This window comes from Kitasatospora sp. NPDC051702 (genome assembly GCF_040681575.1).
Classification (GTDB): Bacteria; Actinomycetota; Actinomycetes; order Streptomycetales; family Streptomycetaceae; genus Kitasatospora.
Genome location: NZ_JBFAZB010000050.1, coordinates 19,058 through 33,374 on the forward strand (window position 1 = coordinate 19,058; position 14,317 = coordinate 33,374).

10 protein-coding genes are annotated in these 14,317 nt (G+C 77.2%); 3 read left to right on the forward strand and 7 right to left on the reverse strand.

The genetic code is table 11. From position 1 onward, the window contains the following. Positions 1–65 precede the first annotated feature (65 nt). The 5 genes from AB0N04_RS31540 to AB0N04_RS31560 all read right to left on the reverse strand — a co-directional run bounded on the left by AB0N04_RS31540 (position 66) and on the right by AB0N04_RS31560 (position 4,667). A complete protein-coding gene (locus tag AB0N04_RS31540) occupies positions 66–608 on the reverse strand; it encodes a SigE family RNA polymerase sigma factor (RefSeq protein WP_360214413.1) in 543 nt (180 codons plus the stop codon). 142 nt (positions 609–750) lie between these two features. Next, positions 751–1,983: a type VII secretion-associated serine protease mycosin gene (mycP, locus tag AB0N04_RS31545; protein ID WP_360214415.1), complete on the reverse strand. Its 1,233-nt coding sequence runs from the start codon at positions 1,981–1,983 to the stop codon at positions 751–753. A gap of 99 nt (positions 1,984–2,082) precedes the next feature. After that, positions 2,083–2,373, reverse strand: a complete 291-nt coding sequence (locus AB0N04_RS31550) for a WXG100 family type VII secretion target (RefSeq protein WP_360214417.1) — start codon at positions 2,371–2,373, stop codon at positions 2,083–2,085. 101 nt (positions 2,374–2,474) lie between these two features. Beyond that, positions 2,475–2,780, reverse strand: a complete 306-nt coding sequence (locus AB0N04_RS31555; RefSeq protein ID WP_360214419.1) for a WXG100 family type VII secretion target — start codon at positions 2,778–2,780, stop codon at positions 2,475–2,477. A 180-nt stretch (positions 2,781–2,960) separates the two neighbouring features. Continuing rightward, complete coding sequence (locus AB0N04_RS31560) at positions 2,961–4,667, reverse strand: type VII secretion protein EccB (protein ID WP_360214421.1); 1,707 nt, start codon at positions 4,665–4,667, stop codon at positions 2,961–2,963. Positions 4,668–4,844: 177 nt separating this feature from the next. On the opposite strand from AB0N04_RS31560, the gene eccE reads away from it, so the two are divergent. The 3 genes from eccE to AB0N04_RS31575 all read left to right on the forward strand — a co-directional run bounded on the left by eccE (position 4,845) and on the right by AB0N04_RS31575 (position 9,429). After that, positions 4,845–6,245 carry a type VII secretion protein EccE gene (eccE, locus tag AB0N04_RS31565; protein WP_360214423.1) on the forward strand — a complete coding sequence of 467 codons (1,401 nt, stop codon included), beginning with the start codon at positions 4,845–4,847 and terminating at the stop codon, positions 6,243–6,245. Then, complete coding sequence (locus AB0N04_RS31570) at positions 6,245–7,012, forward strand: hypothetical protein (protein WP_360214425.1); 768 nt, start codon at positions 6,245–6,247, stop codon at positions 7,010–7,012. Before eccE ends, AB0N04_RS31570 begins: the two co-directional genes overlap by 1 nt. A 128-nt stretch (positions 7,013–7,140) precedes the next feature. Continuing rightward, the gene (locus tag AB0N04_RS31575) at positions 7,141–9,429 is read left to right on the forward strand and encodes an AAA family ATPase (protein WP_360214427.1); all 2,289 of its coding nucleotides are present in this window, start codon (positions 7,141–7,143) and stop codon (positions 9,427–9,429) included. Between the two features lie 112 nt (positions 9,430–9,541). Here AB0N04_RS31575 and AB0N04_RS31580 read toward each other — a convergent pair whose 3' ends face one another. Then, positions 9,542–10,486, reverse strand: coding sequence for a bifunctional riboflavin kinase/FAD synthetase (locus AB0N04_RS31580; RefSeq protein WP_360214429.1), 945 nt, complete (start codon positions 10,484–10,486; stop codon positions 9,542–9,544). A gap of 65 nt (positions 10,487–10,551) precedes the next feature. Then, on the reverse strand, positions 10,552–14,133 hold the full coding sequence (locus tag AB0N04_RS31585; protein WP_360214431.1) for a serine protease: 3,582 nt from the start codon (positions 14,131–14,133) through the stop codon (positions 10,552–10,554). Between the last annotated feature and the right edge of the window lie 184 nt (positions 14,134–14,317).

The window sequence follows — 14,317 nt, forward strand, 5'->3', positions numbered from 1 at the left end:
GGTCACCGTCTCCTTGCGTCGCGGTCTGCGGGACGTGGTGTGCGGGAAGTGGTCTGCGGGAGGTGTCAGCGCGCGGCGAGCTCGGCCAGCGAGTCGCCGAGCAGGGTGCGCAGCCGGGCCAGGGCCCGGGTGGTGCGGGTGCGGACCGCCCCGGAGGAGACGCGCATCGCCTCGGCGGTCTCCTCGACGCTGCGGTCCTCCCAGTAGCGCAGCACCAGGACGGCCCGGTCCTTGGCCGGCAGCCGGCCGAGGGCGTCCAGCAGGGTCAGCCGCAGGGTGCTGTCCGTCTCCCGCCCCTCCGGTTCGGGGAGCTCCCCGGTGGGGCGTTCGGAGCTGGAACGGCGGCGCTGCTGGGCCAGGAAGGTACGCACCATCACGGTGTGGGTGTAGGCCGCCGGGTTGTCGATCCGGTCCCGGCCGCCCGTCCAGGCGCTGCGCCGCCACAGCACGTACATCCGGCTGAGGGCCTCCTGGACGAGGTCCTCGGCGTAGTGGGTGTCGCCGCTGGTGAGCAGGCAGGCCGAGCGGTACAGGTGGCCGGTGCGGACCGAGACGAGTTCCAGGAACTCGGCGTCCTTGGCCTCCCGGCCCGACCTGGTCCACCCCATGCGTACCGCCCCCGTTGCCCGCGCTCCCCGACACCTCTTGGATGCGCCGAGGGGCCCGCGGTGTTACAGGCGCCCCACGGGACTCCTCCGGCCACCGGAGGGGTGCTGCGCACACGGACCGGTCGGCCGCCGTACGCAGCGGTCAGTCGGCGGACCGGCGGCGGTGGTCCCGCAGCACCACGCCGCCGCCGATCAGCAGGGCGACCAGCAGCGCCCCGGCGGCGAGCACGTACGTCGCGGTGCGGCCGTCGCGGTCGGCCTGGGTCTCGCCGAGGCCGACCGGCTGCGGCACGATCGGGGCCGCCGCCAGCTGGACGGGGGCGTCCGGGGCCGGGGTCGCCGGTGCGACGTCGGGCGCCTTGGTGACGGCGCGGACCGGGTCCACCACGCCCCAGCCGATGAACCGGTTCGGGCCGCGCTCGGTGCGCTGCGCGGTCTGCTCGATCCAGGCCCGCACCTGGGCCGGCTTCCAGTCCGGGTGGGCGCCGACCAGCAGCGCGGCGAGCCCGGACACGTACGGCGCGGCGAAGCTGGTGCCGTTGTCCACGCACTGGCCTCCGCGCGGGACGGTGGAGAGCATGTCGACCCCGGGCGCGGCGACCTTCACGAAGGAGCCGTACTGGGAGAACGGGGCGCGCTCGTTGTTGCGGTCGGAGGCGCCGACGGCGAGCACGGTCGGGAAGGCGCCCGGATAGGTGTCGCCCTCCTTGCCGTCGTTGCCGGTGGAGGCGACCACCACGGCGCCGCCGTCCTCGGCGGCCTGGATCGCGGCCTTCAGCTCGTTGTAGCCGCCGAACGCCGCGGTGCCCGCGCCGCGGACGTCCTGGGAGATGTTGATGACCCTGGCCTTGGCCCGGACCGCCTCGTTGACGGCCTGGACGAGGGTGGAGACGTCCCCGTTGCCGTCGCTGTCGTTCTGCCGGATCGAGAGGATCCGGGCGTCGGGGGCGAGCCCGACGAAGCCCGTCCGGTCGCTGCGCCCGGCCGCGATGATGCCGGCCACCTTGGTGCCGTGGCCGACCGGATCGTCCTTGGAGCCGCCCGGGACCTTCTCCTTGGTCTCCCGGTTGACCAGCAGGCTGGGGCCCTCCAGGACCTTGCCGGCCAGCTGCGGGTTCTGGTCGTCCACACCGGTGTCGATGACCGCGACCAGCACGTCCCTGCCGGTGGTCCGCCCGCCCTGCCACAGCTCGTCCAGCAGCAGCCGCTGCAGCGACCACGGCACGGTCGGCACGTCGGGCGCGTTCTTGGGGCAGTCGCCCGCGGCGGCCAGTCCGGGGCCGCCGTCTGCCGCCGCCGGGGCCGCGAGCGGGCCGCCCAGCACCGCGAGCGCGGCCAGCACCGCGGCCGCCTTCCGGTACCCGCGTCCGGACACCCTGCCACCCCTCATGTCGTCCACCCCTGCCGCGCACCGGGGGCGGGCACCCGGAGCCCGGGTACCCGCCCCCTCACGTCCCCGCCCGGGGACGCGTCGTCACTGCCAGAGCTTGGCGTTGTTGTCCTCGGTGGTCTTGTAGCTGGTCGCCGCGTTGTCCAGCGAGGTGGCGATCTGCGCGCAGACCTTCTGCAGGTCCGCGGCGCGGGTGTCCCACTGGGTCTGGTAGGTCTGGTAGCCCTGCTGGGCGGCGCCCTGCCAGCTGCCGGAGACCTTCTGGACGTCGCTCTTGAGGTCGTTCAGCAGGTGGTCGATGCGGCCGGCCGAGGCGCGCACCTCCTCCGCCGCGTGGTGGACGGTCTCGAAGTTGACGAGGATGTTGTCGGACACGGTGACTCCTTGACGAGGAATGCGGGGCGCCGCACGATCGGCCGCGGGCGCCCCGCCGAGCGGAAGGTCGGAACAGGCGGGTGGTCAGCGCGGTGCGGTGATCAGCCCTGCGCGGAGGCGAACAGCGCCTTCTGCTCCTCTTCGGTGCTCGCGTAGTGCTTGGTGGTCAGCTCGATCGCGTGCTGGATCGCCGTCAGCGACTCCTTCAGCTTCGCGATGTCGGTGTTCACCTGCTCCTGCAGGGTCTTGTAGGCGGTGGCCGCCTGGCCCTGCCAGCCACCGGTGACGCCGTCGACCGTGCTGATCAGCTTCTGCCGCTCGGCCTCGATCTTGCCGACCGCTTCCTCGATCCGCTTGGCGAACGCCAGCATCTCCTGTGCCGTCATCGTGAACTGACCCTGAGCCATGTTCCACCATCCCCCATGAGACAAGCCGTGTGTACGGAGGGCCTCCCGGCCCGAGCCGCCGCATCACCCGAGTGATGCCCACGTGCACTGTAGTCGGCGGGCGCAACCCGCCCAACACCGAGCACAGAGTAGTTACCAGACCATGACACGGGGGCCAATTCGGTTGTCCGGCCCCGCCCGTCAGGCGTTCTGCGGCTGCACGGCGCTCTTCGCGGTCAGCGGCGGACCGGCCGGCACCAGGTTGGACCACTCGCGCGGCACCGGCAGCGGCTGCAGCCCCTGGTAGCCCAACCGGGCCTGGTTGGCGCCGGGTTCGTCCTGCTGCTGGGGCTGCTGGTCCGGCGCGGTGGCGCCCGGCTGCGGGGTCGGCGACTTCGTGGCGCCGCCCCCGCCCGACTGCCCCCCGGGCGGCGCGGTGGCACCCGCGGACGGCGCGGCGGCGGCACCCCGGCCACCGTCGCCGTTCGCCGGAACGGAGTACCGCAGACCGGTCTCGGTGATCAGGAAGTCGGTGCCGGAGCCGCCCGCGGTGTTGTCCATCGCCCGGTAGAAGAGGCCGTGACCGGGGGTCACGTAGGCCGCGCCGGCACCGTTGTTGTACGGCGCCGGGTACGCCGGGCCGGCCCAGACGCTGCGCCTGGGCGTGCGGCCGTCCTCGCCGACGCCGTCGAAGGTGCTGCAGACCACCAGGCGCGGGTCCTGGCGGTCCTGCCAGTTGTTGGCCGGCGCGGCGGCCTTCAGCGGCCAGTCGTCCCCGGCGTTCGGCAGCCGGGTGTCGCCGCCGAACGCGGCGTGGTCGGCCGGGGTCATCTCGTCGCTGCGCGGCTTCCTGTCCGCGTCGTACTTGTAGAGGACCTGGTAGGCCGGGTTCTGCCGGATCAGCTCCGCCTGGAAGGCCGTCACCAGGTACAGCCGGTCCTTGCCGACCACGTAGTTCCGGTCCTGGTAGTGCACCAGCCGGCCGATCCGGCGGTCGGCCTGGTTGCCCAGCGCCACCGAGGAGTTCGGCCCCTGGCTGTCCGCCACCCCGTCGATCTGCGGGAAGACCACCGGGCTGCCCGGCACCAGGGTGTCCAGCCACTCGCGCTTGACCCGCTGCGGCACCGCATTGGGCCCGAAGACCGCGGTGATCAGCGCCTTGCGCTCCTTGTCGTCCGCCTGCGGGGACCCGATCTCGTGCTTGCGCCCCTGCGCGTCGACCAGGAACACCTTCGCGTCTCCCGGCCGGGCGCCCGGCTGGCCCGGCGCCGGCTGCACCGAGACCTGCTGCTCGTCCGCCTGCTGCACCAGCAGCAGTTGGTCCGGGCCGAGCATCCGGTCCCTGGCCGAGAGGGCCGCCGCGTCCTGGCCCGCCGCCACGAACACCGCCTGGTTGACGGTCTCCTGCTTGTCGTCCGAACCCGGGCGGTCGCAGACCGACCACTTCATCGGCCGGCCCGCGTTGTCCTTGCTCGGCAGCTTGTCCGGCGCGTACGGGATGCCGATCGTCGGCCCGTGGTTGGGGTAGGCGTCGAGCACCCCGTCGTCCACCACGACCACCTTGGCGTCGGCCGGCAGCACCAGCCGCGCCGAGGACATGTTCAGCACCTGGTGCAGCCGCTTGGTCCGGCCGTCCGGATCCGTCAGCACCACGTACCGGGTGGTCGACTTCTTGCCCTGGATGACGCTCTTGCCGTCGTCCCAGTGCAGCGGCGCGCTCGGCTTGAACACCCCCCACAGGCCGAACCCGGCGACCACCAGCGCCCCGACCAGGACGCTCGGCAGCACCGCCTTGACCGGCCGCGGCGCGTCCTCGTCGCTGCCGCCGCCGGCGGGCTGCAGGAACGCCCCCACCGTGCGCTTGCGCGCGAACGTGTACGCGTTCAGCTCGTCCCGGCGCGATGCCATCCTCGTCGTCCCCCTCGTCGGACATGGTCAGACCGGCCTGCCCCGCCGCCCGCACCCGCCGGGCGGCGACCCGCGCGAACCCTCTACGATGCGGCAGCAGCCGGTGAGTACCGTACGGGTAGGGTCCGCGAACCAGCCAGCCGGGCCGCGACAACCGATCAGAGAGGTCACCGGGGGATGCCAAGCCAGACCGCTCCAGGACGCCGCGACCCGGCAACGGGCGGGAGGTCGCGCCGCTCCGGCCGGGCGCAGCGCGGCACCGCGGCCGCCGGGGCCGCGCCCGAGCCGCCGCAGCCCGGTGGCGGCGGGCCCGTCGCGGTCCGGGTCAACCCCCGGCCCGGCCTGCTCGGCGGCCGGCTGAAGCTCCAACAGCTCGTCCTCGTCGAGGTCGCGGCCGCGCTGGTCGCGGTCGGCTGGACGATCAGCCGACCGGTCGCCGCCGGGTTCGGCGCGGTCGCCCTGGTCCTGGTCGTGTGCGCCGCGGTCCCGCTGCGCGGGCGCACCGTCGCCGAGCTGCTGCGGGTGCGCGCCGCCCTCAAGTCCCGCCGCCGGCAGGCCCGCAGCACGCTCCCCCCGGCCGGCACCGACCCGGCGCTCGCGCCGGCCCTGGAGCTCGAACCGGCGCTGCGCACCTGCACCCACGCCACCGAGGCCGACCTCGGCGGCCGCCCGGTGCGCCGCGAGACCGGCATGGTCGGCGACGGGACGTTCCTCAGCTCCGTCCTGCTCGTCCAGGCCAAGGACCAGCCGCTGCGCCCGGTGCGGACCGCACTGCCGCTGCCGCTGGACGTGGTCTGCTCCGCGCTGACGGTGGACGACATCACCCTGGAGTCGGTGCAGCTCGTCCAGCACACCCAGCCGGCCCCGGCCCCGCACCTGCCCGAGCAGTCCCTCGCCGCCCGCGCCTACCGCGAACTCCCGGACGGCACCGCCACTCCGGGCCTCCGGCTGACCTGGGTCGCCCTCAAGCTCGACCCCGAACGGGCCGCGGCCGCCGTCCGGGCCCGCGGCGGCGGTGAGGAGGGCGCCCGCAAGGCGCTGCAGCGGGTCACCGACCAGCTGGCCGGGCGGCTCAACAGCGCCGGGTTCAACGCCACCGTGCTGGACGAGCGCGAACTGATCGCCGCCCTGGCCATCTCCACCTGCGCCAATCCGATCGCGGTGGCCGGTCGCCAGGGCACCGGCAGCGGCGGCGGCACCACCCGCCGCACCCAGGAGGGCAACCGGTTCTGGCGGATCGACGACCGCTGGCACAGCACCTACTGGATCTCCCGCTGGCCGCAGCTCAGCCGCCCCGGCGGCGCCCCCGGCCGGATCGCCGCCCCCGACCTGGTCAACCTGATCACCGGCACCCCGGCGCTGGCCAGCACCTTCAGCCTGACCGCCGGGCACGGCACCGGCGGCTCGGTCACCGTCAGCGGCCACCTGCGGGTCACCGGGCGCAGCGAGAGCGAGGTGGTACAGGTCGGCCGCCAGGTGGAGACCCGGGCCCAGGGCGCCGGGCTCGGCCTCGTCCGGCTCGACCTGGAACAGGCCCCCGGGGTGCTCGCCACCCTGCCGCTGGGAGGAGCGTCCTGATGGCGTACCAGACCTATCCGGCCCCCGGCCCGCAGCACGGCGCCGAACGGCCCCGGGTGCGGGCGCGGATACTGCCCGGCTTCGGGCTGCGCGGCCCCCGGCGGGAGAAGCACGTGCTCGACCCCGCGGACCTCGGGGCGCTGGCCTTCCCGGTCGGCGACGACGGCGTGGTGATCGGCGCCGACCCGCAGGGGCAGCCCGCGGTGCTCGGCCTGTTCCGGCCCAGCGCCTACGACCTGGTGCTGGTCGGCGGCGTGTGGACGGCCCAGGTCATCGCGCTGCGCGCGGCCGCGACCGGCGCCCGGGTCGCGGTGGAGACCGCCCGCGGGCAGCTCTGGGGCCCGCTGGCGCAGGCCGCCGGCGGGGGACAGCCGTGCGTGACGGTCCACCAGGTCGGCCGGCTCGGCCCGCAGGGCGCCTCGGTGACCTCGCCGGTCCTCGTCGTCCGCGACCTCGGCGCCCGCCCGCCGCGCAGCCGGCTCTCCGCCGCCCCCTGGCAGACCACCCTGACCCTGCTGCCCTACCTGGGCCCCAACGCGGCCCGGGTGCTCAACGCGGCCGACCTGGTGGGCCTGCAGCGGATCTCCCCGCAGGAGGCGGAACTGACCGGCCGGGTGCTCTCGCTCCCCCCGGAGGACGTCGCCGCCCTGCCCGCCCTCGGCGACGACCTCACCCTGTGGACCACCCGGATGCGCCGTCAGTACGTGCGGGCCGTCGCCGGGCCGGCCGAGCAGCAGGTTCTCGGCGGGCCGCGCCGGATGGACTGAGCCGCCGATCCCGGCCGGGGCCCCGGTCGGGATCGGACGCCGCCTTCAAGGGGGGTTGCCGCACGGCCTAGTCTGTGATGCGGCAACGGCACCGCTGAACAAGCGGCGGCGAACACGAGGGAGCCCTAGTGAGCAGCGATCGGGACGGCGTCTACGTCGGCGACAACGCGGCGGAGGACGACGACGACTGGTCGGACGCGCCTGACTACACTCCCCCGTCCTGGTACGTGCAGACGGACGCCGCGGCGGCACCGGCGACCCCGGCCCCGAACCCCGCCGGGCCGACCACCCCGGTGGCTCCGGCCGCTCCGGTGGCCCCCGTCCCCCCGTCGGCACCGACCGCACCGGCCACCGCCGCCCAGGCACCCGCCGCTCAGGCACCGACCGCCCCGGCCCCCGCCGGCCCGGCTCCGGTGGGCCCCGCCGCCGGCCCGTACCCGTCCGCGCCGGCCCCGGTGCCCGCGCAGGCGCAGCCCCAGGCGCCCGTGGCCGTCCCACCCGTCCAGGCCGAGGCGCAGCACGTCCCGTTCCCGGTGGCCGCCCCGGCGCCGGACCCGGTCGCCCCCGCCCCGGTCACCCCGCAGCCGGTCCCCGCCCCGGTCGCCCCGCAGCCGCAGCCCGCCGCCGCCGAGTACCCGCAGGCCGTCGCCCCGGGCTGGCCGGCGGCCGAGGCCGCGGCACAGCCGCACCCGCAGCCCGCACCGCTGCAGCAGCCCGGCCCCGTCCCGGCCGCGCAGCAGCCGTACCCGGTCCCGGCCGCCCAGCCGGCCCCGGCCGCCCAGCCGGCCCCGGCCGCCCAACCGGTGGCGCCCGCCCAGCCGGTGGCGCCGCAGGCGTACCAGCAGCCGGTCCCCGCCCACCAGCCGCAGGACCCGCAGGCCGCCGCGTGGGGCGCCGCCCCGCAGGCCCCGTTCCAGCCGGACCCGGCCCAGCCGCAGCCCGCGGCCCCGCAGCCGGCGCCGGTGGACCCGCGCCAGGGAGGCTGGCCGCAGCCCGCCGCCTACCAGCAGCCGGCCCAGCCGCAGCAGCCCGGCCCGGGGCAGCCCTGGCCGCCGCAGGGCGGCCAGCCGCAGGCGCAGCCCGCCGCGTTCCAGCAGGCCGCCGCGCCGCAGCAGGTCGCGCACGGCGCTCCGCTGGGCTACACCGCCGCGGTCGAGCTGTCCTCGGACCGGCTGCTGCGCAGCCAGCCCAAGCAGCAGCGCCAGCAGCCGCGGTTCCAGTTCGGCGGCAAGGCGGCGGCCGCCGAGAAGTCCCGGAAGCTGGAGATCATCCGCACCCCGGTGCTGAGCTGCTACCGGATCGCCGTGATCAGCCTCAAGGGCGGCGTCGGCAAGACCACGACCACCACCGCGCTCGGCGCGACCCTGGCCAGCGAGCGCCAGGACAAGGTGATCGCGATCGACGCCAACCCGGACGCCGGCACCCTGGGCCGCCGGGTGAAGCGGCAGACCGGCGCGACCATCCGCGACCTGGTGACGGCCATCCCGCACCTGCGCAGCTACATGGACATCCGTCAGTTCACCTCGCAGGACCTCAACTCGGGCCTGGAGATCCTGGCGAACGACGTCGACCCGGCAGTCTCGACCACCTTCAACGACTCGGACTACCGCCAGGTCATCGACGTGCTGGGCCGCCAGTACCCGATCATCCTGACCGACTCCGGCACGGGTCTGCTGTACAGCGCGATGCGCGGGGTGCTCGACCTGGCCGACCAGCTGATCATCGTCTCCACCCCCAGCGTGGACGGTGCCTCCAGTGCCTCGACCACCCTGGACTGGCTCTCCGCGCACGGCTACGCGGACCTCGTGCAGCGCAGCATCACGGTGGTCTCCGGAGTGCGCGAGACCAGCAAGATGATCAAGGTCGAGGACATCGTCGCGCACTTCCAGACCCGCTGCCGCGGGGTGGTCGTGGTGCCCTTCGACGAGAGCCTGGCGGCCGGCGCCGAGGTCAACCTCGACATGATGCGGCCCAAGGTCCGCGAGGCCTACTTCGAGCTGGCCACCCTGGTCGGCGAGGACATCGCCCGGGCCCAGCAGGCCGCCGCCCAGCAGGCCGGGTGGCAGCAGCAGGCGCAGGCGGCCCCGTACCCGCCGCAGGGCGGCCAGCCGGCCCCGCAGCCGTACACGGGTCAGCAGGGACTGCCCGGCCAGGCCGCCCAGCCGGCCCCCGGGGCGCCCTGGGCACCGCAGCCCGGCCAGACCCCGCCGCCGGCCGGGTACGGATACCCGCCGCCGCAGCCCGCCCCGACGGCCTGGCCGCAGCCCGGCCAGCAGCCCCCCGCCCCGCAGCCGGGCCCGGGCTACGGCTACCCGCCCGCCCAGGGCCAGCCGCCGCAGCCCGCGCCGCCGGCCCAGCCGGAGGGCTACCAGCCGCCGCCCGGGTACGGCTACCCGCCGCCGCAGCCCCAGCAGTGACGCCGAAGGGCCCGCCGACCTCGTGGTCGGCGGGCCCTTCCGCGCGGGCGGTGCGGCGCTCGGCGGCCGGCACTCGACAACCGGCGCTCGACGGCCGGCGCTCAGCAGCCGGTCAGCGGCCGTCGGTCAGCTCGCGGGCCTGCTTGACGTCGTCGGCCATCCGGTCGAGCAGCGCCTCGATGGAGTCGAACTTCTCCATCCCGCGCAGGTACGCCAGGAAGTCCACCGCCACGTGCAGCCCGTAGAGGTCCAGGCCGACCCGGTCGATGGCGTAGGCCTCGACGGTGCGGCTGGTGCCGTCGAAGGTCGGGTTGGTGCCCACCGAGATGGCCGCGGGCATCCGCTCGCCGTCGGCGGTCAGCCAGCCCGCGTACACGCCGTCGGCCGGGATGGCGCTGTGCGCCACCGTCTCCACGTTGGCGGTCGGGAACCCGAGCTCGCGGCCGCGCTGGGCGCCGCGCACCACCGTGCCCTCGACCCGGTGCGGGCGGCCGAGGACCTCTCCGGCGCCCGCCATGTCGCCGGACTCGACCAGGCTGCGGGTCAGCGTGGAGGAGAACGGCCGGCCGTCCCCGGCGCTGCCGCTCACCTGGAGGTCGACCACCTCGACGTCGAAGCCGGCCGCCCGGCCCAGTTCGGCGAGCAGCGCGACGTCCCCGGCGGCCCGGTGCCCGAAGCGGAAGTTGGGGCCCTCGATGACGGTCCGTGCGTGCAGCGCGTCCACCAGGACCTGCTGCACGAAGGTCTCCGGCGACTCCTGGGAGAGCTCCGGGGTGAACGGCAGCACCAGCACCGCGTCCACGCCGAGGCCCGCGATCAGCTCGGCGCGGCGCGCCTGCGGGGCGAGCAGCGCCGGGTGGCTGCCCGGGCGGATGACCTCGCGGGGGTGCGGGTCGAAGGTCACCACGACCGTGGGGAGGCCGAGTTCGCGGGCACGCTCGACGGCCCGGCCGATGATCAGCTGATGCCCGCGGTGCACCCCGTCGAACGAACCGATGGTGACGACGCTGCGTCCCCAGTCACCGGGGATCTCCTCCAGGCCACGCCAGCGCTGCACCCTGACCGCTCCTTGTTCCGTACGGCGCGTACCCTCTGTACGCTCAAACGCTCAAACCCGAACCCCTATAGCGTGCCATGCGCCTGCTCCTGCTCCGGCACCGGAATACGGGTTGACCGCACCTGCGCCCGTACGGCCCGCCCGGCGGCGGTCCGCTCCGCCTCCGCGGCGGCGCTCCGGGGATCCCGGCCGGCCGCCACCAGGCCCCGCATCCGGGCCAGCCGGGGGCCCTCCGGCGGAGCCGGGGCGGCGTCCTGCGGCCACTCGGCGAGCAGCCGGGCGAAGGCCGCCGAGCGTCCTGCGCAGCCCACCAGCACCTCGTCCGCCGACGCCAGCGCGGGCGCCGCCCGGGCCAGCACCGCGCGGGCCCGGGCCGGCCGCTCGGCCGCGCAGTGCTCGGCCAGCCCCTCCACCGCGGCGGTCAGCACCGCCGGGTCGGCCTCGGTGGCGAGCAGGGTGTCGAGCAGCTCGCAGCGCAACGCGTCCGCCGCAGGGTCGGCCACCGGGGCGGACAGCACCCGGGCGAACGGGCGGCGCACGGCGGGCGACCGGGCCGCCAGGGCTCCGCCGAGCAGCACCCGCAGCTCGAGCCGGGCCGCCGGGCCACCGGTCGCCGCGCGGGCCAGCCGCCGGCCCAGGTAGTCGACGGCCACCGGGCCGGCCAGCTCCGGCCGCTCGCGCAGCAGCCGGGCCGCCAGCTCGGCGCCGCGGCGGGTGGCCACCGGGGCCGTCGCGTCGGCGAGCACCCGCAGGGTCTCGGCGACCGCCGCACCGGGGGCGGCCAGCCGGTCCGCCAGCGCGGCCAGGACGGGCTCCGGGTCGCTCTCCAGCGCCGGTGCGAGCGCCGCGGCGGTGAGGAAGGCGTCGCCGCCCGCCCGGTGCAGCGCCAGCGCGGCCGGGAGGTGCCCGGCACGCGTCGCCGGATCGCCGAGCAGCAGGGCGAGGGCGGCTCCGTGCAGGCCCGGCTCGTCCTCGCGGGCGAGCAGGGTCTGCGCGGTGAACCGCAGCAGCCCGGCGGCGGCGCCGACGGCGTGCGGGGCGACCCGCAGGGCGTGCACGGCGGCCGCCACGTGCCGCTCGGGCCGCCGGTCGTGGCTCCAGCGGTCGACCGCCCGGCAGAGCGCGGAGGGCTCCTCGGCGGCGAGCAGGGTGAGCAGCGCGTCCGCCCGCGGGTGCGCGGCGTCGACCAGCGCGTCCGCCAACTCGTCCAGGGCGAGCCGGCGGTGGGCGTGCAGCAGGTCGTGGGCGAGGTCGGCGACGGTGTGACCGGGGCGCCCCGGCAGCCGGCGTCCGTCCTCGAACCAGCCGCAGAGCAGGGGGAACACCGCGACCGGGTCGGCGCGCAGCCGACCGGCCACCGCGGCCAGGTGGCCCTGCCCGGGGCCGTCCGCGACCACCAGGCGGCGCAGCAGGGCGAGTTCGGCCTCGACCGGCAGGCCGAGGCCGGTCCAGAAGGCCGGACCGAACGCCGCTCCCCCGTCGGCGGCCCGATCGGCCAACTGCTCCAGCAGCGCCAGGTGTTCGACCGGGTCAGGGCTGGCGGCCAGTCCGGCGGTCAGCAGGCGTCCGGCCCACCAGGCGGGTTCGCTGCCGGGCGGGCGCAGGTCCAGCGCCCGCCCGATCCGGTGCAGCCACGGGTCCAGCGCCGGCGCGTCCCAGGCCTCCGCCAGCTGGCGCAGCGCGGCGACGACCGGGCCGATCCGGTGCCGGGGGACACCGCACGCCCGGCCCGCCGGGACGCGCCCCCCGGCCGGCCCGGTGGGCGTGTCCTCGGCCTCGCCCAGCAGCAGCCGCAGCGCGGCGTCCAGATCCAGGTGCGAGCCCTGCAGCCAGTCGGCGAACTCCCCGTGCGCGAACCGGAAGCCGGTGCCGGCCGGGACGAACAGGCCCTCCGCGAGCACCGCGGTGGCCCAGCCGCCGGCCGCCGGGAACAGCTCCTCGAAGGCCTCCCGGCCCAGCCCGCCCGGATCGGCGCCGAGCATCCGCCGGGCCGCCTCGTGCACCCGCCCGGCGACCGCCGCCGCCAGCCGCCGCACCCGCCCCTGCGCCGGACCGGCCGGCGCGCCCCGCCGGTGGGCGCCGGGGCGCCGGGGCCGGGGGTCCTCGACGAGCCGCCGGGCCACCCGCAGGCACTGCAGGTCCAGGTGGCCGCCGAACAGCTCCGCCCGCCCGCCCGGCTCCCCGCGCAGGCCCTCCGCCCAGAGCTCGCCGGCCAGCCGCACGGCCAGCGGGTGCCGGGCGTCGGCGGCGGCCGGCCACCCCGGCGGCAGCCCGTAGCGGCGGCGCACGCGTTCGGCCGCCTCGGCGGGCAGCGGCCCGAGCCGGTGGCCACCCAGGCTGGGGGCGCCCGGGCCGGCGCCGTCCATCCGGACGGTGGGGGCGCTGGCCAGGTCGCCGTACGGGGCCGGCTCCTCGTCATACCCGGCGCGGGCCGCGCCGCCGCCCCACGTCTCGGCCGCCAGCCGTTCCCAGGTCTCCTCGGCGCAGGCGGTCAGCAGCCGCGCCCCGCAGCCGGTGAGCCAGTCCCCGGCGCCGCGCAGCCAGTGCGGCTCGAGCGGCGCGGGCGCCTCCTCCGGGCCGTCCAGGACCACCAGCAGCGGGCGGCCGGCCGCCGCGCACAGGGCCGCCACCGGCTCCGGCGCGGGCGCGGGGGTGCCCAGCTCGGCCGCGGCGGCGGCCAGGGCCCGCTCCACCGGCTCGGCCAGCGAGCGGTCCCCGGCCCGTAGGTCCGCGCCGCGCAGCCACAGGGTCGGCAGTTGCCGGGCGCCGTCGGCCCGGCGGGCGGCGAGGGCGGCGAGTTCGGTGGTGCGCCCGCTGCCGGGGGCGCCGACCACGGCGGTGACGGTGGTCCGCGGCTCGTCCCCGGTCAGGCCGTCGGGCCGGTCGACCCGGTCGGCGGCGAGCCCGGCCACCCGGCCCGGTCCGGCCCCGGCGGCGGCCAGCTGGACGGCGGCCAGCCGCAGCACCCCGGCCAGGTTGAGGGCGGGCCCGTAGGCGGGCACCGCGGCGGCGTTGCGCGCCAGGAGTTCGGCCAGCGCGGGGGCGGCCGCCGCCGCGCCGCCGCCGGCCGGCACCGCGGCGAGCGCGCCGCCGTGCCGCGGGCCGCCCAGGGCGGGCGCGGCCAGCGCGACCACGGCGCCACTGCGGGCGTCGAGCACCGGCGAGCCGGCCGGCACCGAGGCCCCGGCGACCACCGGCGGGTCCAGCAGCAGCACGCCGCCCGGCAGGTGGCGGCCGTCCGGCCCGGTGTACCCGAGGCCGGTGACGCCCAGCAGGCCGCAGCGCAGCGCCACGGCCCGGTCGTCCTCCCCGGCCAGCGCGGGCACCACCACCTCGTGTCCGGCCGCGAGCGCGGCGACCGGCAGCGCCGGTACGGGCAGCCCGCCGACCGCGTCGGTGCGCAGCAGGGCGAGTCCGTGCCCGGGCAGCGCGAGGACGGCGTCGGGGCCGAGCACCCGGGTCTGCCCGCCGGGGGTGTGCAGCACGAGGCGGTCCAGGCCGGCGACGGCCTCGTGCGCGGTGAGGACGGTGCCCCTCGGGTCGGCGACGAACCCTAAGCCGTGCAGCCGCCCGTTGAGGTCCCGGATCCGCAGCAGGTACCGCCCCGGGTCCCCCGCCACCCCGTCGCCGTCCGGCATGCCCGCCATGTGCTCCGCCCCCTCGACTGGCGCCGGCCGCCTCGGGGGCGCGCCGGGTGCCCGCGGCCGTCGCTGCGGGGCCCGTCCCACCGGCGGCCCCGCTCCGTCCGCGGTGGCACCGGCGCGCCTCCTCGGCCTGCTCGCGCGAGGCCCTCGGGCCCGGTTCCGGACCCGCCGGGGAGCCTGCCCGGAG

What these genes read in the sequence shown, in the direction of transcription:
- AB0N04_RS31540 (WP_360214413.1), bottom strand. Translation starts at nt 608, where the DNA reads ATGGGGTGGACCAGGTCGGGCCGGGAGGCCAAGGACGCCGAGTTCCTG.
- eccE (WP_360214423.1), top strand. Translation starts at nt 4,845, where the DNA reads ATGCCAAGCCAGACCGCTCCAGGACGCCGCGACCCGGCAACGGGCGGG.
- AB0N04_RS31570 (WP_360214425.1), top strand. Translation starts at nt 6,245, where the DNA reads ATGGCGTACCAGACCTATCCGGCCCCCGGCCCGCAGCACGGCGCCGAA.
- AB0N04_RS31560 (WP_360214421.1), bottom strand. Translation starts at nt 4,667, where the DNA reads ATGGCATCGCGCCGGGACGAGCTGAACGCGTACACGTTCGCGCGCAAG.
- AB0N04_RS31555 (WP_360214419.1), bottom strand. Translation starts at nt 2,780, where the DNA reads ATGGCTCAGGGTCAGTTCACGATGACGGCACAGGAGATGCTGGCGTTC.
- AB0N04_RS31585 (WP_360214431.1), bottom strand. Translation starts at nt 14,133, where the DNA reads ATGGCGGGCATGCCGGACGGCGACGGGGTGGCGGGGGACCCGGGGCGG.